Annotated in this window: 19 protein-coding genes; 10 read left to right on the top strand and 9 right to left on the bottom strand. The window is 71.9% G+C overall.

Going from position 1 to position 19,526, the window contains the following annotated elements; translation table 11 throughout:
* Positions 1-202 precede the first annotated feature (202 nt).
* From Q7A36_RS07545 to Q7A36_RS07515, 7 genes are all read left to right on the top strand, one after another.
* On the top strand, positions 203-793 hold the full coding sequence (locus Q7A36_RS07545) for a TorD/DmsD family molecular chaperone (protein ID WP_305103055.1): 591 nt from the start codon (positions 203-205) through the stop codon (positions 791-793).
* A 19-nt stretch (positions 794-812) separates the two neighbouring features.
* Positions 813-1,043: a hypothetical protein gene (locus Q7A36_RS07540; RefSeq protein ID WP_305103054.1), complete on the top strand. Its 231-nt coding sequence runs from the start codon at positions 813-815 to the stop codon at positions 1,041-1,043.
* 16 nt (positions 1,044-1,059) lie between these two features.
* Complete coding sequence (locus tag Q7A36_RS07535) at positions 1,060-4,002, top strand: formate dehydrogenase subunit alpha (protein ID WP_305103053.1); 2,943 nt, start codon at positions 1,060-1,062, stop codon at positions 4,000-4,002.
* Positions 4,003-4,075: 73 nt separating this feature from the next.
* The gene (gene fdh3B / locus Q7A36_RS07530; protein WP_305103052.1) at positions 4,076-4,672 is read left to right on the top strand and encodes a formate dehydrogenase FDH3 subunit beta; all 597 of its coding nucleotides are present in this window, start codon (positions 4,076-4,078) and stop codon (positions 4,670-4,672) included.
* Complete coding sequence (locus tag Q7A36_RS07525; protein WP_305103051.1) at positions 4,669-5,661, top strand: formate dehydrogenase subunit gamma; 993 nt, start codon at positions 4,669-4,671, stop codon at positions 5,659-5,661. The genes fdh3B and Q7A36_RS07525 overlap by 4 nt, the downstream gene beginning before the upstream one ends.
* A 96-nt stretch (positions 5,662-5,757) precedes the next feature.
* On the top strand, positions 5,758-6,306 hold the full coding sequence (mobB, locus tag Q7A36_RS07520) for a molybdopterin-guanine dinucleotide biosynthesis protein B (RefSeq protein ID WP_456306783.1): 549 nt from the start codon (positions 5,758-5,760) through the stop codon (positions 6,304-6,306).
* A 6-nt stretch (positions 6,307-6,312) separates the two neighbouring features.
* A complete protein-coding gene (locus Q7A36_RS07515) occupies positions 6,313-7,560 on the top strand; it encodes a molybdopterin molybdotransferase MoeA (protein ID WP_305103050.1) in 1,248 nt (415 codons plus the stop codon).
* An 85-nt stretch (positions 7,561-7,645) separates the two neighbouring features.
* Here Q7A36_RS07515 and argC read toward each other — a convergent pair whose 3' ends face one another.
* The 6 genes from argC to gpmI form a co-directional block, all read right to left on the bottom strand.
* Positions 7,646-8,623: an N-acetyl-gamma-glutamyl-phosphate reductase gene (gene argC, locus Q7A36_RS07510; RefSeq protein ID WP_305103049.1), complete on the bottom strand. Its 978-nt coding sequence runs from the start codon at positions 8,621-8,623 to the stop codon at positions 7,646-7,648.
* Positions 8,624-8,946: 323 nt separating this feature from the next.
* Positions 8,947-9,429: an RNA pyrophosphohydrolase gene (locus Q7A36_RS07505; RefSeq protein ID WP_305103048.1), complete on the bottom strand. Its 483-nt coding sequence runs from the start codon at positions 9,427-9,429 to the stop codon at positions 8,947-8,949.
* 344 nt (positions 9,430-9,773) lie between these two features.
* Entirely contained in the window at positions 9,774-10,871 is a 1,098-nt protein-coding gene (locus Q7A36_RS07500) for a divergent polysaccharide deacetylase family protein (protein ID WP_305103047.1), read from the bottom strand.
* Positions 10,872-11,093: 222 nt separating this feature from the next.
* Positions 11,094-12,476 (bottom strand): S41 family peptidase, encoded by a 1,383-nt coding sequence (locus Q7A36_RS07495; RefSeq protein WP_305103046.1) that lies wholly within the window; start codon positions 12,474-12,476, stop codon positions 11,094-11,096.
* A gap of 72 nt (positions 12,477-12,548) precedes the next feature.
* Positions 12,549-13,730 carry a murein hydrolase activator EnvC family protein gene (locus Q7A36_RS07490; protein ID WP_305103045.1) on the bottom strand — a complete coding sequence of 394 codons (1,182 nt, stop codon included), beginning with the start codon at positions 13,728-13,730 and terminating at the stop codon, positions 12,549-12,551.
* A gap of 202 nt (positions 13,731-13,932) precedes the next feature.
* Positions 13,933-15,459, bottom strand: coding sequence for a 2,3-bisphosphoglycerate-independent phosphoglycerate mutase (gene gpmI / locus Q7A36_RS07485; protein WP_305103044.1), 1,527 nt, complete (start codon positions 15,457-15,459; stop codon positions 13,933-13,935).
* Positions 15,460-15,594: 135 nt separating this feature from the next.
* On the opposite strand from gpmI, the gene Q7A36_RS07480 reads away from it, so the two are divergent.
* The 3 genes from Q7A36_RS07480 to Q7A36_RS07470 all read left to right on the top strand — a co-directional run bounded on the left by Q7A36_RS07480 (position 15,595) and on the right by Q7A36_RS07470 (position 16,834).
* Positions 15,595-16,110, top strand: coding sequence for a pyridoxamine 5'-phosphate oxidase family protein (locus Q7A36_RS07480; RefSeq protein WP_305103043.1), 516 nt, complete (start codon positions 15,595-15,597; stop codon positions 16,108-16,110).
* 75 nt (positions 16,111-16,185) lie between these two features.
* Positions 16,186-16,527: a ribbon-helix-helix domain-containing protein gene (locus Q7A36_RS07475; protein ID WP_305103042.1), complete on the top strand. Its 342-nt coding sequence runs from the start codon at positions 16,186-16,188 to the stop codon at positions 16,525-16,527.
* A complete protein-coding gene (locus tag Q7A36_RS07470; protein WP_305103041.1) occupies positions 16,520-16,834 on the top strand; it encodes a type II toxin-antitoxin system RelE/ParE family toxin in 315 nt (104 codons plus the stop codon). Before Q7A36_RS07475 ends, Q7A36_RS07470 begins: the two co-directional genes overlap by 8 nt.
* 4 nt (positions 16,835-16,838) lie before the next feature.
* Here the strand turns inward: Q7A36_RS07470 and Q7A36_RS07465 are convergent, their stop codons facing one another.
* The 3 genes from Q7A36_RS07465 to Q7A36_RS07455 all read right to left on the bottom strand — a co-directional run bounded on the left by Q7A36_RS07465 (position 16,839) and on the right by Q7A36_RS07455 (position 19,469).
* Entirely contained in the window at positions 16,839-17,717 is an 879-nt protein-coding gene (locus Q7A36_RS07465; RefSeq protein ID WP_305103040.1) for a 3-hydroxybutyryl-CoA dehydrogenase, read from the bottom strand.
* A gap of 70 nt (positions 17,718-17,787) precedes the next feature.
* Positions 17,788-18,717 (bottom strand): electron transfer flavoprotein subunit alpha/FixB family protein, encoded by a 930-nt coding sequence (locus tag Q7A36_RS07460; protein WP_305103039.1) that lies wholly within the window; start codon positions 18,715-18,717, stop codon positions 17,788-17,790.
* Between the two features lie 2 nt (positions 18,718-18,719).
* A complete protein-coding gene (locus Q7A36_RS07455) occupies positions 18,720-19,469 on the bottom strand; it encodes an electron transfer flavoprotein subunit beta/FixA family protein (protein WP_305103038.1) in 750 nt (249 codons plus the stop codon).
* Positions 19,470-19,526 lie beyond the last annotated feature (57 nt).

The raw sequence follows: 19,526 nt of genomic DNA, 5'->3' as shown, positions 1-19,526 counted from the left end.
ACCTCGGCGATCATCCCCGGCCTTTCCATCCATTCCGCAGGGCGTCCGCGGCGGGGCCGGGGCACAGGCCGTCGCCGCATTGTTATTCTTTGCGCCTTTGCAAAGGGGTGCACTGGACAAACCTAAACGGTAACGTCAGGATCAGATGGACGAAATTCCACGAAGCCATCCACGAAGCCAGGGAGGCATGGCGCGGCAGGCGATGAGCCCCGGGACCCGGCAAAGCGATCCGGTGGATGCGGAGCGGGCGCAGCTCTTCGCCCTGCTCGCCCGGTTGCTCGTCGCCGTGCCGGAGCCGGAGCTGCTGCAGCGCCTCGCCGCCCTTCCGGGCAATGCCAGCCCGGTCGGGGAGGCGATCGGCGGCCTCGCCCGCGCCGCCGCGTCGGCCGAACTCGTGGCGCTGGAGCGCGAGTATTTCGCGCTCTTCACCGGCCTCGGTCGCGGTGAGCTGCTGCCCTATGCCTCCTACTACCTCACCGGCTTCCTGCATGAGCGGCCGCTGGCCGAGCTGCGCGGCGACCTCGCCCGGCTCGGCATCGCCCGCCGCGGGGACGTGACGGAGCCGGAGGACCACATGGCCTTCCTCTGCGAGACGTTGGCCGGCCTCATCGAGGGTCGGCTCGGCAAGCCGGCGGAGGCAGAGCCTTTCTTCCGGCGCCACATGCGGCCCTGGGCGGCGCGGTTCTTCGCCGACCTCGAGGGTGCCGAGGCGGCACGCTTCTACCGGTCCGTCGGCGCGCTGGGACGCGTCGCGGTCGAGATCGAACAGGCGGCAGCGGATCTGCCGGGGTGACTGCGGGGGCTTGAAGGCGATGAGCGGGAGGAAGGACGGAGAGGTGGCGGCGCGCCGCGGCTTGCTGCGCGCGCTCGGCATGGGCAGCGCCGCCGCGGCGGCGGGCATCGGCACGGCCGCGGCGCAGCGCGCCGATGCGGTGCCCGCGAAGGATGCACGCAAGGAGAGCGAGGCCATCCGCGTCGCCGCCCGCTACCGCGAGACCGACCACGTCAAGGCCTTCTACCGCACCAACGCCTACGAGCACTGAGCGACGGAGCAGGGCCATGCTGATCAAGCGCTCGGAGGCGCGTGCCGCAACGCAGCGCCTCGTCTCAACCTATCAGGGATTGTCCTCGGGAGGGCTCGACCGCCGGTCCCTGCTGCGCCAGGCCGGCCTCGGCGGCGCGGGGCTTGCCGTGCTCGGCGCGCTCGGCGGCGGGCGCGCCCAGGCGGCGGATGCTGCGACCGGCGCCGCGACCGGCGTGCTGGACCATGCCAGGCCGGTCACCCGCGTGAAGAACATGTGCACCCATTGTTCCGTCGGGTGCTCGGTCATCGCGGAAGTGCAGGAGGGCGTCTGGGTCGGGCAGGAGCCGGCCTGGGAATCGCCGATCAACCGCGGCACCCACTGCGCCAAGGGCGCGAGCGTGCGGGAGCTGGTCCATGGCGACCGCCGCCTGAAATATCCGATGAAGCTGGTGGGCGGCCAGTGGCAACGGCTGTCCTGGGACGCGGCGCTGGACGAGATCGCGGCAAAACTCGCAGACATCCGCGGCCGAACCGGTCCTGACAGCGTCTTCTGGCTCGGCTCGGCCAAGTTCACCAACGAGGCCGCTTATCTCTACCGCAAGCTCGCGGCCTTCTGGGGCACCAATACGGTCGACCACCAGGCGCGTATCTGCCACTCGACCACCGTCGCGGGCGTGGCCAATACCTGGGGCTACGGCGCCCAGACCAACTCCTACAACGACATCCGCAATGCCCGCACCATGATCATCATGGGCGGCAACCCGGCGGAGGCGCATCCGGTCAGCCTGCAACACGTGCTGTCCGGCAAGGAGGTCAACCGCGCCAACCTGATCGTCATCGACCCGCGCTTCACCCGCACTGCCGCGCACGCCACCGAATATGTCCGGCTGCGGCCGGGGACGGACATTCCGCTGATCTGGGGCATGCTCTGGCACATTTTTGCCAATCGCTGGGAGGATGCCGAGTTCATCAAGCAGCGCGTCTACGGCATGGACGAGGTCCGGGCGGAAGTCGCGAAATGGACGCCGGATGAGGTCGAGCGCGTCACCGGCGTGCCGGGCGAGCAGCTTCGCCGCGTTGCCGAACTCTTCGCCAGGCAGAAGCCGGCGACGCTCATCTGGTGCATGGGCGCGACGCAGAAGACCGTCGGCACCGCCAATGTGCGCGCCTATTCCATCCTGCTGCTGGCGACCGGCAATGTCGGGTCCAGCGGCACCGGCGCCAACATCTTCCGCGGCCATTGCAACGTGCAGGGGGCGACCGACCTCGGCCTCGATGTGACCACGCTGCCCGGCTATTACGGGCTGGACGAGAATGCCTGGCGGCACTGGGCGCGCGTCTGGGGCGTGGACTACGACTGGCTGCTCGCGCGCTTCGGCTCCAAGGCGCTGATGGAGATGCCGGGCGTACCGACCACGCGCTGGTTCGACGCGGTCGTCATGCCGGGCGAGGCGGAGAAGACCGAGGCCGACGGCCAGGCCTATGTCCAGCAGCCGCATGGGCTGAAGGCCATGATGGTCTTCGGCCATGGCGGCAATACCGTCACCCGCATGCCGGAGATGGTGAAGGGGCTCGAGAAGCTTGAGCTGCTGGTCGTCGCCGATCCGCACCCGACGACCTTCTCCATGATCTCCGGCCGGCGCGACGGGACCTATCTGCTGCCGGTCTGCACCAGCTTCGAGATGGACGGCAGCCGCACCGCCTCCAACCGCTCGCTCCAATGGGGCGCCAAGGTGGTGGAGCCGATCTTCGAGAGCCGCAACGACTACGACGTGATGTACGCGCTCGTGCAGCGCCTCGGCTTCGCCGACCGCATGTTCCGCGACATCGAGGTGAAGGACGGACGCGTCTCGGCCGAGAGCATCCTGCGGGAGATGAACCGCGGCCTCTGGAGCATCGGCTATACCGGCCAGTCCCCGGATCGCCTCAAGCTCCACATGGCGAACCAGCAGCATTTCGACCTGGTGACGCTGCGCGGCAAGCCGGGCACGCCTGTCGCAGGCGAGTTCTACGGCCTGCCCTGGCCCTGCTGGGGCACGCCGGAGATGAAGCATCCCGGCACCCACATCCTCTACAACACCGCGCTGCACGTGAAGGAGGGCGGCGGCACCTTCCGCGCCCGCTTCGGCGTGGAGCGGAACGGCCAGACCCTGCTGGCCGAGGGGTCGTATTCCAAGGGCTCGGAGATCCAGGACGGCTATCCCGAGTTCACCGTCGCCGTGCTGAAGAAGCTCGGCTGGTTCGAGGAGCTGAGCGCGGCGGAGAAGGCGAGCCTCGAGCGGCATTTCGGCCAGAACATCGACCGCGCGGGCTGGGCCACCGACCTCTCCGGCGGCGTCATCCGCGTCGCGATGGAGCATGGCTGCGTGCCCTATGGGAACGCGAAGGCCCGTGCGGTGGCCTGGAACCTGCCCGATCCGGTGCCGGTGCACCGCGAGCCGATCTACACCGCGCGGCCGGACCTGATGGCGCAATACCCGACGCTGCCGGACCGCCGCGGCTTCCGCATGCCGCATCTCGGCCAGAGCCTGCAGGCGCGCAGCGCGACCGTCGTGAAGGACTTCCCCATCATCCTCACCAGCGGGCGCCTCGTGGAATACGAGGGCGGCGGCGAGGAGACGCGGTCCAACAAGTGGCTCGCCGAGCTGCAGCAGGAGATGTTCGTCGGGATCAACCCGGCCGACGCGGCCGCGCGCGGCATCAGGGATGGTGGCTGGGTCTGGGTGACGGGGCCGGAGAGCCAGAGCAAGGCCCGCGTGAAGGCGCTGGTGACCGAGCGGGTCGGCCGCGGCGTCGCCTTCATGCCCTTCCATTTCGGCGGCTGGTTCCAGGGCGAGGACCGGCGGAAATACTACCCCGCCGGCACCGACCCGATCGTGCTGGGCGAGAGCGTGAACACCCTGACCACCTATGGCTACGACCCGGTGACCTTCATGCAGGAGACCAAGGTCACCCTCTGCCAGATCCGGAGTGCCTGATCATGGTTGCGATCGAGGAGCGCCGCGAGGCGCGGAGCGTGAATCGCAGCCACTCCCGGAGGGAGACATACTGATGGCACGCATGAAATTCCTCTGCGACAGCGACCGCTGCATCGAGTGCAACGCCTGCGTCACCGCCTGCAAGAACGAGCACGAGGTGCCCTGGGGCATCAACCGCCGGCGCGTCGTCACCATCAACGACGGCAGGCCGGGCGAGCGCTCGATCTCCATGGCCTGCATGCACTGCACGGACGCGCCCTGCGCCGCGGTCTGCCCGGTTTCCTGCTTCTACACGACGGCCGATGCCATCGTGCTGCACGACAAGGACCTCTGCATCGGCTGCGGCTACTGCTTCTACGCCTGCCCCTTCGGCGCGCCGCAATATCCGCGCATCGGCAATTTCGGCGGCCGCGGCAAGATGGACAAGTGCACCTACTGCGCCGGCGGGCCGCAGCAGGACAATACGGCGGTCGAGTACATGCAGTACGGCGCCAACCGCATCGCCGAGGGCAAGCTGCCCCTCTGCGCCGAGATGTGCAGCACGAAGGCGCTGCTCGCCGGCGACGGCGACATCATCGCCGGCATCTACAAGGACCGCGTGACGCGCCGCGGCTATGGCTCCGGCGCCTGGGGCTGGCGCACCGCCTACAAGCAGGACGTGACCGCATGACCCGCATCCTCCTCGCGGCGCTGCTCGCGCTCTCGCTCGCCGGCGGCGCGGCCCGGGCGCAGGCCCCCGCCTCCGGCCCCGGCGGCGTCACCGTCTCGGCCGAGGAGATGGAGCTGCAGCGCATGCTGCGGGGCGGCCGGATCGAGGGCCGCGTCTCCATCCCCGATGCCCGCGCGGCCAGCCTGGTGCAGCCGCAGGGCCAGGCCTGGCGGGAATTCCACAACCGCACCCTCGCCTGGGTCGGCGGCGTCGCGGTGCTCGGCGTCCTCGCCCTGCTCCTCGCCTTCTTCCTCGCCAAGGGGCGCATCCCGATCGCGGGCGGCCCCGCCGGCCGGACCATCACCCGCTTCTCCCTGCTGGAGTGGGCGAACCACTGGATGGTGGCCTCCTGCTTCATCATCCTCGGGCTCACCGGCCTGAACCTCACCTTCGGCCGCCACCTGCTGCTGCCGCTGATCGGGCCGGAGGGTTTCACGGCGCTCACCATCGCCGGGAAATACGCCCACAACTACCTGGCCTTCCCCTTCACCCTCGGCGTCGTCGCGATGCTGCTGCTCTGGGCCAGGGACAACATCCCGAACGCCCGCGACATCGACTGGGTCAGGCTGGGCGGCGGCTTCATCGGCCGCGGCCATCCGGAGGCCGGGCGGTTCAATGCCGGGCAGAAGATGGTGTTCTGGATCACCGTGCTCGGCGGCGGCCTCGTCGCCGCCTCCGGCTACATGCTGATCTTCCCCTTCGCCGTCACCGACATCGCCGGGATGCAGCTCGCGCACATGGTGCACGGCATCATCGCGGTGCTGATGATCGCGGCCATGCTGGCGCATATCTATATCGGCTCGGTCGGGATGGAGGGCGCGGTCGAGGCCATGAGCACCGGGGAGGTGGACCTCAACTGGGCGAAGGAGCACCACGGCCTCTGGGTGCAGGAGGTCGCGACGGCCCACCGCGCCCCGCCCCCCGCGGCCAGGGCCTACGGCGCCGATTGACCTCGCCGCCGCCTCCGCCGCGGCGGGGGAGGGGACGCGCACCTCCAACCGGGATGGGCTTGCGTCGATGGCCCATTGCCCGGCCTGGGCGGGGGAGTGCCGCCCGGGCCCGCTCTCCCCTATACCCCCGGCATGCAGCTCATCGGCCTCGCCGGCTGGAGCGGGGCGGGCAAGACCACCCTCCTCACCCGGCTCATCCCCTGCCTCGCCCGCCGCGGCCTCGGCGTCTCCACCCTCAAGCACGCGCATCACCGCTTCGACGTGGACATGCCGGGCAAGGATTCTTGGAAGCACCGGGAAGCCGGGGCGCGGCAGGTCCTCGTCGCCTCGGAGCAGCGCTGGGCGCTGATGACCGAGCTCCGCGGCGCGCCGGAGCCCGACCTGCGCTTCCTCCTCTCCCGCCTCTCGCCCGTCGACCTGGTGATCGTCGAGGGCTTCAAGCGCGACAGCCTCCCCAAGATCGAGGTCCACCGGGTGGAGAACGGCAAGCCCTGGCTGCATCCGGAGGACCCGCGGATCGCCGCCATCGCCAGCGATGTCCGCCCGCCCGCGACAGACCTGCCCTGGGCCCCCCTGGACGATGCGGATTCCGTCGCCGATCTGGTGCAGCGCTTCGCGGTGGATGCCGCGGCCTGGATGGGGTGATGGCGCGTGGCGCAGCTCTCGGATGACTGCTTCGCCTTCGGCGGCAAGCTGCTCTCGGTGGAGGCGGCCGAGGCGCTGATCGCCGTGCGCATCCCGCCGCTCGGCGGGGAGGAGAGCGTGCCGCTCCCGGCCGCGCTGGGCCGGGTGCTGGCGCGGGACCTGGTCGCGCCGCTGCCGCTGCCGCCCTTCTTCAACAGCGCCGTCGACGGCTATGCCTTCCGCCACGCGGACCTGGCCGAGGGCGGGCCGACCAGGCTGCATCTTGCGGGCCGCGTCGCCGCCGGCCATGCCGCCGCGCCGCTGCCCGCCGGCGCCGCCGCCCGGATCTTCACCGGTGCCCCCATGCCACCCGGGGCCGACACGGTGCTGATGCAGGAGGATGCCGCGCTGGAGGAGGGCGCGGTGCTGGTCCCGCCCGGCCTCCGGCCCGGCGCCAATGCCCGGCCCGCCGGGGAGGACGTGGCGCAGGGCGCCGTCGCCCTGCCGGCCGGCCGGCGGCTGCGGGCGCCGGAGATCGGCCTCGCCGCGGCGCTCGGCCATGCCAGCCTGCCGGTCGCGCCGCGCATCCGGGTCGGCGTCTTCTCGACGGGGGACGAGCTGGCCTCGCCCGGCGCGGCGCTCGGCCCGGCGCAGACCTATGACAGCAACCGCTTCACCCTGCTCGCCCTGCTGGCGCGGTTGCCGGTGGAGGCCGTCGATCTCGGCATCCTGCCCGACCGGGCCGCGGCGAGCGCCGCGGCGCTGCGTGAGGCCGCCGGCTGCCACGACCTGCTGCTGACCTCGGGCGGTGTGAGCACGGGGGAGGAGGACCATGTCCGCGCCGCCATCGAGCAGGGCGGGCGGCTGGTCTTCTGGCGCCTCGCGGTGAAACCGGGCCGGCCGGCGGCCATGGGCGTCATCGGCGGGACGCCGGTGCTGGGCCTGCCGGGGAACCCGGTGGCGGCGGTGGTGACCTTCCTGCACCTGGCGCGGCCGGTGGTGCTGCGCCTGGCCGGCGCGGCGGCCGAGCCGCTGCCGCGCTTCGCCGCCGAGGCCGGCTTCGCCTACCGCAAGAAGGCCGGGCGGCGGGAATATGTCCGGGTGCGGCTGCGGCCGGGCGGCGCCCTGCCGGTCGCCGAGAAGTTCGAGCGCGAGGGAGCGGGGCTGCTGACCTCCCTGACCCAGAGCGACGCCTTCGCGGAACTGCCGGAGGATGTGCTGGCGGTCGCGCCCGGCGACCGGGTGCAGGTGCTGCCCTTCGCCGCGGTGTTCTGAATACCGGCCTGCACCGGACGCGGTCCGTGTTCGGCCCCGGCGGACCTGCGAAGCGGATGGAAGGGCTGCCCGGAGCCCTGCCGCATCACGGCCAGACGGGTGCGCCGTCCAGCCCCGCGGTTTCCGGCAGGCCGCAGATCAGGTTGGCATTCTGCACCGCCTGCCCGGCCGCGCCCTTGCCGAGATTGTCGACCACGCCCATCGCGATCACCAGGTCGCGCGCCGGATCGGCCGCATAGCTGACGAAGGCGAGGTTCGAGCCGGTCGCCCATTTGGTCTGCGGCGGCGCGTCGGTCACGCGGACGAAGGCCCGCCCGGCATAGAAGCGCCGCGCCGCCTCCAGGCACTCGCCCGTGGTGGCGCGGCCGCGGCAGTAGATCGTGGCGAGCACGCCGCGGGTCATCGGCACCAGGTGCGGCGTGAAGACCAGCCCGGCCGCGCTGCCACCGCTCAGGTGCTCGATCGTCCGTGCCATCTCGGGCATGTGGGTGTGCCGAAGCAGGCCATAGGGCACCAGGTTCTCGTTGCTCTCGGCATAGCCGAACCTGCTGTCGGCGCCGCCCCGTCCGGCACCGGAGATGCCGGTCTTGGCGTCGATGACGATGTTGCCGGGCTCGACCAGCCCGCCGGCCAGCAGCGGCGCCAGCGCGGTCAGCACCGCCGCGGGGAAGCAGCCGGGGTTGGCGATGCGGGACTGGCCCTCGATCCGGTCGGGCCAGACATCGGCCAGGCCATAGGCCCAGCCCTCGGCATAGCGGTGGTCGCCGCCGATATCGACGACCTTCACCTCCGCCGGCACGCGCGCCAGCGCCTCGGCCGAGGCGCCGGTGGGCAGCGAGGCGAAGAGCAGGTCGAGCTTCGGCAGGCTCGCCGGGTCCCACTTCTCGATCACCAGCCCGGCCAGCCGGGCCGGCACGCCGGGGAAGCGGTCGGCCAGGCGGCTGCCGGCGCTGCCCTCGCCCGCGGCATAGACGAGTTCGAAGGAGGGGTGGCCGGCGACCAGGCGCATCGCCTCGCCGCCGCCAAAACCGCTGATTCCGACGATGCCGACGCGAATGCTCATGGTGGTGTCCTTCCGGGGTTCGGGCAAAAGAAAACCCCCGGAGCCGGGGGCTGCGGGGGTTCAGGAAGGCGGGCCGGGGCCGCTCCGGCGGGTGGGACCTGGGACTAGGCCGTCACCACGCGCAAGGACGCCGATCGACGCGCAGCCCGAAAAGCCGCCGCAGGGGTGCAGCAGCGTCGGCGTCGGTCGAAAAGGGTCCGGTTCCCGGGCATGTCCCGCGACACTGTCGCCACCCCCATGCAGCGTCAAGAGGAATGTCTGCTGACCCTCCCATCCAGCGGTAGCCCTGCCCAGGAGGCCTGCCGTGCCCCGGCACCCTCCCCCTACGGCTTGGCGAACCGCGCGAAATCCCGCGCCAGCACCTCATAGATCGCCCGCTTGAACCCCACCGCTAGCCCCGGCAATTCCTCCAGCCGCGCCCAGCGCCAGGCGTCGAATTCCGGATGCGGGTCGAGGTCGAGGCGGATATCCGCATCCTCCCCGGTGAAGCGCAGGGCGAACCAGCGCTGCGTCTGGCCCCGGTACCGGCCCCCCAGCGCCTTGCCCAGCAGCGCCGGCGGCAGGTCGTAATGCAGCCAGTCCGGATGCTCGGCGAGGATCTCGGCGCTCGCCGTGCCGATCTCCTCCTCCAGTTCGCGGAAGACGGCGATCGCCGGATCCTCCCCGGCATCAATCCCGCCCTGCGGGAGCTGCCAGCCGCCCGGCGCACCCTCGGCATTCGGCAGGTCGGCGCGGCGGGCGACCAGGACCAGCCCGTCGCGGTTGAACAGCACGGCGCCGACGCAGGGGCGATAGGGCAGGTCCATGGCCAGGGTCTCCGGGGCGAGCCTCCCTTACCGGAGATCGCCGCCGGCCGCGACCGGGCGCCCGCCAGGCTTGACCCGGCCGGCGGGTGGGTCTATAGGATTATAATCACAATACCCGATCTGTGCCCTCGCCACCCCGTCCGGCCGGGCGCCGTCGCACGGTGCGGTCTTTCATCGCAGGCCCGCCCATGCGACTAAATTCCTCAATTCTAAAACCCGATCGCCAGGAACCCACGGAATTCCTGGCCTCCGGCACGAAAGGGCCGGATCGGACTCAGCGGAATTGAGGAATTTTGCCGGCCATTGAGGCGTGTTGAGCGGGTTTGATCGGGGCCGCCGGCGCCTCAGCGCCCGCGCGCGCCCTCCTGCTCCGGCCGGCGGATCAGCGCCGTCACCGGCGCCAGCACCAGCCCGCGTGCCTCGACGCTGCCGGCCCAGGCCGCGACGCGGTCCACCAGCACCGGGGAGGCCTCGCCGGCATAGCCCAGCGCCGCGCCGTGCTCCTTCGCCAGCGCCTCCAGCGCGGCCAGCTTGCGCTCGATCTCGCTGCGCGTCGCCGGCTCGTCCACCACCAGGTCGATGCCGCGGCCCCAGGCGCGGAGCGGCGCCTTCACCGCCCCCGGCCGCGGATCGAGGTAGAGCAGCCCGCGCGCCTGCAGCGTCGCCTGCAGCGCGCCCAGGCTCTCCTGCAACTGGGCGAAACGCTCGCCGCGCATGGGGCCGAGCGCGCCGATCGCCCCGACATAGCCGGGGAAGCGCGACAGCGCCCAGAGCAGCCGCTCGCCATTCTCGGAAGGCGAGAGGCCGGTCAGCAGCGCCCGATCGCCCGGGTTGTTCAGGGGATAGCCGGTCGGCTCCAGCGGCAGCGCGACCAGCACCTCCATGCCCTTGCCGCGCGCCTGTTCCAGCAGCCGCTCCGGCCGCGGCGCATAGGGGCTGAAGGCGAGGCCGATGGCGCCGGGCAGCCGCCCGATCGCTTCCTCGGTCACCGCCGCGTTCATCCCGAGCCCGCCGATGACGAGGCCGAGCCGCGGCCGCGGGTCCTGCCGGTCGAAGGCGCGGCCATAGGCGCGGATGGAGGTGCGGCCATCCGGCCCGATGCGCGGCAGGGGACCGTTCGGACCGTTCTCCAGCAGCGCCGGCTCGGCGATCGGGCCGGGCCGCGCGGGCCGGGCGGGGGTTTGCAGCGCGACCACCTGGACCGGCGACGGCTCGGGCGTCGCGGCCGGGGCGGCGCTGGCCTCGGCCCCCGCGCCGGGCATGGGCGCCTCCGCGACCGGTGCCGCGCCTGGGGGCGGCGCACCTGGGGGCGGCGGCAGGGGCCCGAGCCAGCCGAGCACCCCCGCGCCGCCGGCGGTGGCCGCCAGCACCACGGCCCAGAAGGCCCCGAGGCCACGCCAGCCGCCGAGGCCCAGCCGCGGCAAGCCCATCCGAACCGGCACGCTCCGTCGTCCTCCGCCCAGGATCCGCCCCGGACCAGATCGCCGGCGGCGGGAAGCCGGGTCCCGGGCGAGCCTGCCCATGGGGACCCGGGCCCGGGGGCCCGGCTCTGCTCCGGTGACATCAAGCCGGGGCGCCGTCGCCCTGTCCAGTCCGGGTGACGGCGCCCCGGCCGATCCTGCCGCCGAAGCCTACGCCAAATGGTTGCCGCGGGCAGTCGCGGCCTAGCGGACCGCGGCGCGGCGCGAGGGCGTCTGCGCCGCCGCCAGGTTGCGCAGCAGGCCGACCGCCTGCTGCAGCTGGAAGTCGGTCTCTGGCTTGGTCGGGTCGAAGGAGGGCGTGCCCTCCGGCGGCAGCCGCGTCACCTTCTCGGCGATGCCGGCCGGCAGCTCGAGCTTCGGGATGGCGGCGCCGGCCGGCTGCTGCACCCCGCCCTCGTTGCGGAGCGCGCGGCGGAGATCGGCCTCGCGCTCGCGCGGGATATTGGCCGTCGCTTCCTGCCGCTGCGCCAGCACCTCGATGTCGGGCTCGATGCCCGTCGCCTGGATGGAGCGGCCGGAGGGCGTGTAGTAGCGCGCGGTGGTCAGCCGGATGGCGCCATTGCCCGGGATGGGCATCACGGTCTGCACGCTGCCCTTGCCGAAGGACTTGGTGCCGAGGACGATCGCCCGGCGATGGTCCTGCAGCGCGCCGGCCACGATCTCGCTGGCCGAGGCGGAGCCGCCATTGACCAGCACGACGACCGGCAGGCCGGCGGCGATGTCGCCCGGCTTGGCGTTCCAGCGCTGCGCATCCTCGGCGCGGCGGGCGCGGGTGCTGACGATCTCGCCCTGCTCGAGGAAATCGTCCGAGACCTGCACCGCCTGGTCCAGCAGCCCGCCCGGGTTGTTGCGCAGGTCGAGCACGACGCCGCGCAGCCCGTTCGGCCCGGCTTGCTGGCGCAGCGTCTGCAGCGCCTTGCGCAGGCCGACATCGGTCTGCTCGTTGAAGGAGGTCAGGCGGACATAGCCGATGTCGTTGCCTTCCATGCGGAAGCGCACGACCTGCGGGCGGATGACCTCGCGCGTCAGCGACAGCTCGATCGGCCGGTCGGCGCCCTCGCGGCGGATCGTGATCTTGATGGCTGTGCCGCGCTCGCCGCGCATCTGCTCCACGGCCTCCTGCAGGGAGAGGCCCTGGACGGAGTTGCCGTTGAGGTTGGTGATGAGGTCGCCGGCCTTCACGCCGGCGCGGGCGGCGGGCGTGTCGTCGATCGGCGAGATGACCTTGATGTAGCCGCCTTCCTGCGTGACCTCGATGCCGAGGCCGCCGAACTCGCCGCGCGTCTGCACCTGCATGTCCCGGTAGGAGCGCTGGTTCAGGTAGGAACTGTGCGGGTCGAGGCCGGTGAGCATGCCGTTGATGGCATTCTCGATGGCGTCGCGGTCATTGATCGGCTCGACATATTCCGCGCGGACGCGTTCGAAGACATCGCCGAACAGGTTGAGCAGGCGGTAGGTATCGGCCCTGCCGCCATCCTGCGCCCAGGCGGCCACCATGGGTCCGACCACGACCCCGGCCGCGAAGGCCCCTGCAACCGCCGCCACTGACCGAACCCTGCGCTTCATGCGGCCAACCTATGTCCTTGTGGTGCGGCCTGCCCGGCCGCGAATGGGAGTGTAGCGGTGATCCTGGCCGCCTCATCCCCGGGCGGCAAACCAATTCCGAGGATCCACGGGCTGCCCGTTGCGGCGCAACTCGAGGTAGAGATTCGCCCGGCCGCGGCCATCCCCGGACGGCCTTTCGCCGAGCTGCCCGACCGGCTCCCCGGCCAGCAGGCGCTGCCCCGGGGCGGCATCCAGGCGGTCGAGCCCGGCCAGCACAAAATGGTAGCCGTCGCCGCAGTCCACAATCAACAGCAGGCCATAGCTGCGGAAAGATGAACCGAAGACGACCCGGCCGGCGCAGGGGCTGACCACCCGCGCGCCCGGCAGGGCCGAGAGCGTGAGGCCGCGGGCCGGCCCGCCTTCGCCGGCGCTGCCGAATTCCCGCACCGCCTGGCCGGCCACCGGCATGGCGCGGCCGCCGCGCGGCGCGGGCAGGTCGGGATCGGCCTGGCGGGCGGTGGCCTCCTGCGTCCGGGCGCGGGCGGCCTCCTGGCGGCCGGCCGCCTCGCGGGCGCGGCGCTCGGCCTCCTGCCGCGCCTCCTCCCGCCGCAGCCGGGCGAGGGCGCCCTCGAGGTCGGTGGCGCGGGCGGCGAGGTCCTCGGCGCGGCGGGCCGCCTCGGCCTCGGCATCGCGGGCGCCGGCGCGGCGGCGGCGGGCCTCGGCCAGGTCCTCCTCGACCTCCTGCGCGGCCGCGCGGGCGGCGGCCTGGGCAGCGCGGAGCTCGGTGGCCTCCTCCGCCGCCGTCGCGGCGCGGCGGGCCGCCTCGGCGCCGGCGCCGCGGAGCCTCGCGGCCTCCGCCGCCATGCTGCGGGACAGGCCCTGCAGCACGAGCAGGCCGCGCAGCGAGTCCTCGGCCGGGCCGGGCGCGGCGAGCAGGGATTCCGCCGGCCAGAGGGCGAGGCGGAGCATGACCGGGATGGCGGGGGCGAGCGCCTCGGCCTGCTGGCGGAGCTGCGTCTCGGCCGAGGCGGCGGCGGTGCCGGCGGCGCGGGCGCGCTCCTCGGCCTGGGCCAGGCGCTGCTCGGCGGCCTGGGCGCGACGGGCGGACTCCACCCGGCGCTCGGCGAGGCGGCGCTCCTCGGCGACGGCGGCGGCGCTGGCGCGGGCAGCGGCCTCGGCGGCCTCGCGCTGGGCGGCGGCGGCGCGCTGGGCGGCCTCGACGGACTGAGGGGTGGGCGGCTGGGCGAGGGCGGTGAAGCACAAGAAAGCCGCCATCAAGGGGGGCGCTGCCCCCCTTATCGGGCCCCATCGAAGGCGCTGGCGCCTTCGATGGGTTCCCGGATCCCCCCGCCAGGGGTCGAGCGACCCCTGGACCGGCCTGGGTTCGCCGGCGGAACCTGCCGACTCAGGGCGGTCCAGGCCGAGCTTCGGCCTGGCGGGGGGAGTTCGAGGGGGGCAGGGCCCCTCTCGAAGGGTCTCAATCCACAAGCGGCTTTCCGGTCATCGCCGCGGGCTGCGGCAGGCCCATCAACCTGAGCAGGGTCGGCGCCACATCGGCCAGCCGCCCGTCCTGCAGCCCCGCGCCGGTCGGCGCGCCCACCAGGAAGACCGGCACCGGGTTGGTGGTATGCGCCGTATGCGGCCCGCCGGTGAGGGGATCGCGCATCATCTCGCAATTGCCGTGGTCGGCCGTGACCAGCAGGGCGCCGCCCTGCGCCTGCACCGCCGCCGCGATCCGGCCGAGGCCGGTATCCACCGTCTCCACCGCCTTGATCGCCGCCGGCAGGCTGCCGGTATGGCCGACCATGTCGGGGTTGGCGAAGTTCAGCACGATCAGGTCGTACTTGCCGGAGTCGATCGCCGCGACGGCCTTGTCGGTCAGCTCGGGCGCCGACATCTCCGGCTGCAGGTCGTATGTGGCGACCTTGGGGGAGGGGACCATGATGCGGTCCTCGCCGGGATAGGGCCGCTCCTCGCCGCCGTTCAGGAAGTAGGTGACGTGCGGGTATTTCTCGGTCTCCGCCATGCGGAGCTGGGTGCGGCCGGCGCGGGCCACGACCTCGCCCAGGATGTCCTTCAGGTCCTGCGCCGGGAAGAGCGTGCCGAGGAAGCTGTTCAGCGCCGTCGAGTATTCCGCCATGCCGGCGGCGCCGGCGAAGCGGACCGTCCTCTGCCGCGCGAAGCCCTTGAAGTCCGGGTCGAGCAGGGCCGAGAGGATCTCCCTGACGCGATCGGCGCGGAAATTGAAGCAGAGGATGCCGTCGCCGTCCTGCATGCCCGCATAGTCGCCGATGGCGGTGGCCGGGACGAACTCGTCCGTCACGTCCCTGGCATGCGCGGCCTCCACCGCCGCGACGGGATCGGCAGCGCGGGCGCCAGCGGCCGAGACCATGACGTCGTAGGCCTGGGAAACGCGCTCCCACCGATTGTCGCGGTCCATGGCGTAGTAGCGGCCGGTGACGGTGGCCACGCGGACGCCGGCGAAGCCGCCGATGTCGTCGAGCAGGGTGCGCAGGTAGTCCGGCGCGGCGCGCGGCGGGGTGTCGCGGCCATCCGTGAAGCAGTGAATGGCGACGGGCACGCCGGCAGCCGAGAGCGCCCTGGCCAGCGCCGCCGCATGCTTCTGGTGGCTGTGCACCCCGCCCGGGGAGAGCAGGCCCATCAGGTGGCAGGTGCCGCCGGAGGCCTTGAGCTTGCCCACAAGCTCCGTCAGTGCCGGCAGCGAGGCGATGGAGCCGTCCGCGACGGTCGCATCGATCCGCGGCAGGTCCTGCATGACCACGCGCCCGGCACCGAGGTTGAGGTGCCCGACCTCGGAATTGCCCATCTGCCCGTCCGGCAGGCCGACGTCATGGCCGGAGGTATGCAGGAAGGCGCGCGGCCCGGCCCCCCAGAGGGCATCGAAATTCGGGGTGCGGGCCTGGCGCACGGCATTGTCCGCCGGGTCCTCGCGCCAGCCCCAGCCGTCGAGGATGACGAGCATGACGGGGCGCGGATGCGGCATGGGGCATTCTCCTCGGCTGGCCAGGGGTTACCGCCGCGGCACGGGAGGGGCAAGCATAGCTGCTTCCCGGGGCCGGAAACCGCCCCGGCGCCCGGCCGTTGCACCCGCGAACCCCACGGACAGGAGAGCGAGGGCATGGTCGAAACCCGCAGCGACGCCGAGGCCAAGCGCAAGGTCTGGGAGATGATCAAGGACGTGGACATCGCCATGATGGTCACGATGGACGACGAGGGCCGCTTCCGCGGCCGGCCCATGCGCGCCTCCCAGAAGGAGTTCGACGGTGTGCTGTGGTTCTTCACCCCGGCCGGCAGCCCGAAGACCGGCGAGGTCGCCGAGGACGAGCGCTGCCTGCTGGCCTATTCCGACCCGCGCAGCCAGAACTACGTCTCGATCTACGGCACGGCGGAACTGGTGCGGGACGTGGCGCAGCAGAAGAAGCTGTGGTCGGAGCCGCTCCGGGTCTGGTTCCCGGGCGGTCCGGAGGATTCCTCGGTGGCGCTGCTGAAGGTGACCTGCGAGGGCGCGGAGTACTGGGACAGCCCGTCGAGCACGCTGGTGCATGCCTATGGCTACCTCAAGGCTGTGACGACCGGCGAGCCGCCGCATCCCGGGGCGAACGACAAGGTGGATTTCACCAAGAAGGCGGGCTGAGCGCGGCGCTTCCGCCAGGGCAGGCAGATCTGGCATGATCCGCCCGCCCCGCTGGGGCCCGTGCGAGGTGCCTCGATGCCTGGTCATGAACGTTCGGTCGTCCTGCCGTCCGACCTCGCCAACTATGTCGAGGCGCGGGTGTCGTCAGGCGCCTTCGCCTCGGCCGAGGATGTGGTGCGGGCCGGGCTGGAGGCGCTGCAGGAGCAGGACGAGACCTTCGAGGCGTGGGTCACTCGCCACGCGGCGCCGTCATGTGGCCCGATGCGGCCGGACGCCGAGCACGCCATTCCCCCGGAGCGGGTCGCGGAACGATTGCGGACGCGCTGGGAGGAAGGCCGCGCCAGCGGCCCGCCGCAAGAGGTCGATATCGAGACGCTGATCGCCGAGGAGCGCCGCCGGCACGCCGGAGGTGGCTGACCTCTTCCTCACGCCGCGCGCGGAGCAGGATCTGCGCGACCTCTGGCGTTTCATCGCGGAGGGGAATCCGGACGCGGCCGACCGGGTGGTGCTGGGCATCCACCGGCGGATGCAGGCGCTGCGCCGCTTCCCGCGCCTCGGCCCTGCGCGGCCCGACATCGCCGCGGATGCGCGGGTGCTGGTCATCGGGACCGTGCTGGTCCTCTACGCCATCCTGCCCGACCGGGAAGGCGTCCCTGTCGGGCGCGTGGAGGTTGTCGCCGTGGTGGACGGGCGGCGCGACCTCGCCGCCCTGTTCCTCCCGTAGGCGCTCAGCGCGTCGGCGTCGGCGGGTTCGTGCTGTAGTCGTAGAACCCCTTGCCGCTCTTCCGGCCGAGCCATCCCGCCTCGACATACTTCGCCAGCAGCGGGCAGGGCCGGTATTTCGGGTCGCCCAGCCCCTCGTGCAGCACCTTCAGCACGGAATAGAGCGTATCGAGCCCGACGAAGTCGGAAAGCTCGAGCGGCCCCATCGGGTGGTTGGCGCCGAGCTTCATCCCCGCATCGATGGCCCGCACATCGCCCACGCCCTCCATGAGCGCGAAGATCGCCTCATTCAGCATGGGGCAGAGGATGCGGTTGACGACGAAGGCGGGGTAGTCGGCCGCGGCCACCACCTCCTTGCCCATCCTCTGCGCCAGCGCGGTCACGGTCGCCACCGTCGCATCATCGGTCGCCAGGCCGCGGATGACCTCGACCAGCTTCATCATCGGCACGGGGTTGAAGAAGTGCATGCCGACGAACCGCGCGGGGCGGTCCGTCGCGGCGGCGAGGCGGGTGATGGGGATGGAGGAGGTGTTGGAGGCGATCAGCGCATCCGCCCGGAGGTTCGGGATGAGGCTCGCAAAGATCTTCTTCTTGATCTCCTCGTTCTCGGTCGCGGCCTCGATCACCAGGTCGCACTCGGCGAAGGCGGCATAGTCGGTGCCGGCCCTGATCCGGCCGAGCGCCTCCGCCTTCGCAGCCGCAGGGATCGTCCCCTTGCTGGCCTGCCGTTCCAGGTTCTTGCCGATGGTGCCCAGCGCCTTCTCGAGCGCCGCCGGGTTCACATCCACCAGCGCGACCGGAATGCCGGCCAGCGCCGCCACATGCGCGATGCCGTTGCCCATCAGGCCGGCGCCGATGACGCCGAGTTTCTGCACCTCTGCCATCTCGTCCACTCCATATGGAAAAGGCCGCCGGACGCGGAGCGTCGGGCGGCCTTCTCGTCAGCGCATCGCCTTACTTCTTGCCGAGCTCGGCCTCGAATTCCGGCATCACCTTGAACAGGTCGCCGACCAGGCCGTAATCGGCCACCGAGAAGATCGGTGCCTCCTCGTCCTTGTTGATGGCGACGATCACCTTGCTGTCCTTCATGCCGGCCAGGTGCTGGATGGCGCCCGAGATGCCGACGGCGATGTAGAGCTCCGGCGCCACGATCTTGCCGGTCTGGCCGACCTGGTGGTCGTTCGGCGCATAGCCGGCATCGACCGCGGCGCGGGAGGCGCCGACGGCGGCGCCGAGCTTGTCCGCCACGCTCTCGATGATGTGGAAATTGTCGGCCGAGCCCATGGCGCGGCCGCCCGAGATGACGATGCGCGCCGCCGTCAGTTCCGGCCGCTCGCTCTTGACGATCTCGGCGCCGAGGAACTGCGACAGGCCGGGATCGGCCACCTCCGGCGCGGCCTCGATGGCGGCGCTGCCGCCCTCGGCAGCCACCGGGTCGAAGCTGGCGGCGCGGACGGTGATGACCTTCTTCGCATCGGCCGACTTCACGGTGGCCAGCGCATTGCCGGCATAGATCGGCCGGACGAAGGTATCGGCATCCACCACGCCGGCGATATCGGAGAGCACCTGCACGTCGAGCAGGGCCGCAGCGCGCGGCATCACGTTCTTGCCCGCGGCCGAGGCCGGGGCGAGCAGGTGGGAATAGTTCGGCGCGAGCGCAACCAGCAGGGCCGCGATCGGCTCCGCCAGGCCATTCGCGTACTGCGCCGCGGCGGAGTGCAGCACCTTGGCCACGCCCGGCAGCTTCGCCGCGGCCTGCGCCGCCGCCTCGGCGCCGAGGACCAGCGCATGCACCTCGCCGAGCTTCTGCGCCGCCGCCACCGTGCTGCGCGTCGGCTGCGTCACGGCCGACCCGTCGTGGTCGACCAGAACCAGGACCGCCATGCTCAGATCACCTTCGCTTCGTTGCGCAGCTTGTCCACCAGCTCGGCCACCGAGCCGACCTTCTTGCCGGCCTGCCGCTTCGCCGGCTCCTCGACCTTCACCACCGTCAGGCGCGGCGTCACGTCCACGCCGAGATCGGCCGGCTTCATGGTCGCGATCGGCTTCTTGCGTGCCTTCATGATGTTGGGCAGCGAGGCGTAGCGCGGCTCGTTCAGCCGGAGGTCGGTCGTCACGATCGCCGGCAGCCGGAGCTGCAGCGTCTCGAGGCCGCCATCCACCTCCCGGGTGATCTTGAGGCCGCTATCGGCCGCCTCGACCTTCGAGATGTAGGTCCCCTGCGGCCAGCCGAGCAGCGCCGCCAGCATCTGGCCGGTGGCGTTCATGTCGTCGTCGATCGCCTGCTTGCCGAGGATGACGAGCTCGGGGCTCTCCTTCTCGACCACTGCCTTCAGCAGCTTGGCGACGGCCAGCGGCTCGAGCACGCCGTCATGCTCGATCAGGATGCCGCGGTCGGCGCCCATGGCGAGCGCGGTGCGGATCTGCTCCTGGCAGGCGGTGGGGCCGGCGGAGACGGCGACGATCTCGGTCGCCACCCCCTTCTCCTTCAGCCGCACCGCTTCCTCGACCGCGATCTCGTCGAAGGGGTTCATCGACATCTTGACGTTCGCGGTCTCGACGCCGGTGCCGTCCGCCTTGACGCGGACCTTCACGTTGTAGTCGACCACCCGCTTGACGGGGACGAGGAGCTTCATCGCCTCTGCCGTTTCCCAGTGTTGTTGCTGCATCCCGCGGGCCGGCAGCCGGCCGGG

Source organism: Paracraurococcus lichenis, assembly GCF_030657435.1.
GTDB lineage: Bacteria > Pseudomonadota > Alphaproteobacteria > Acetobacterales > Acetobacteraceae > Paracraurococcus > Paracraurococcus lichenis.
Note: the sequence above shows the minus strand (reverse complement) of the source record. Positions and strands in the feature narration are given on the sequence as shown.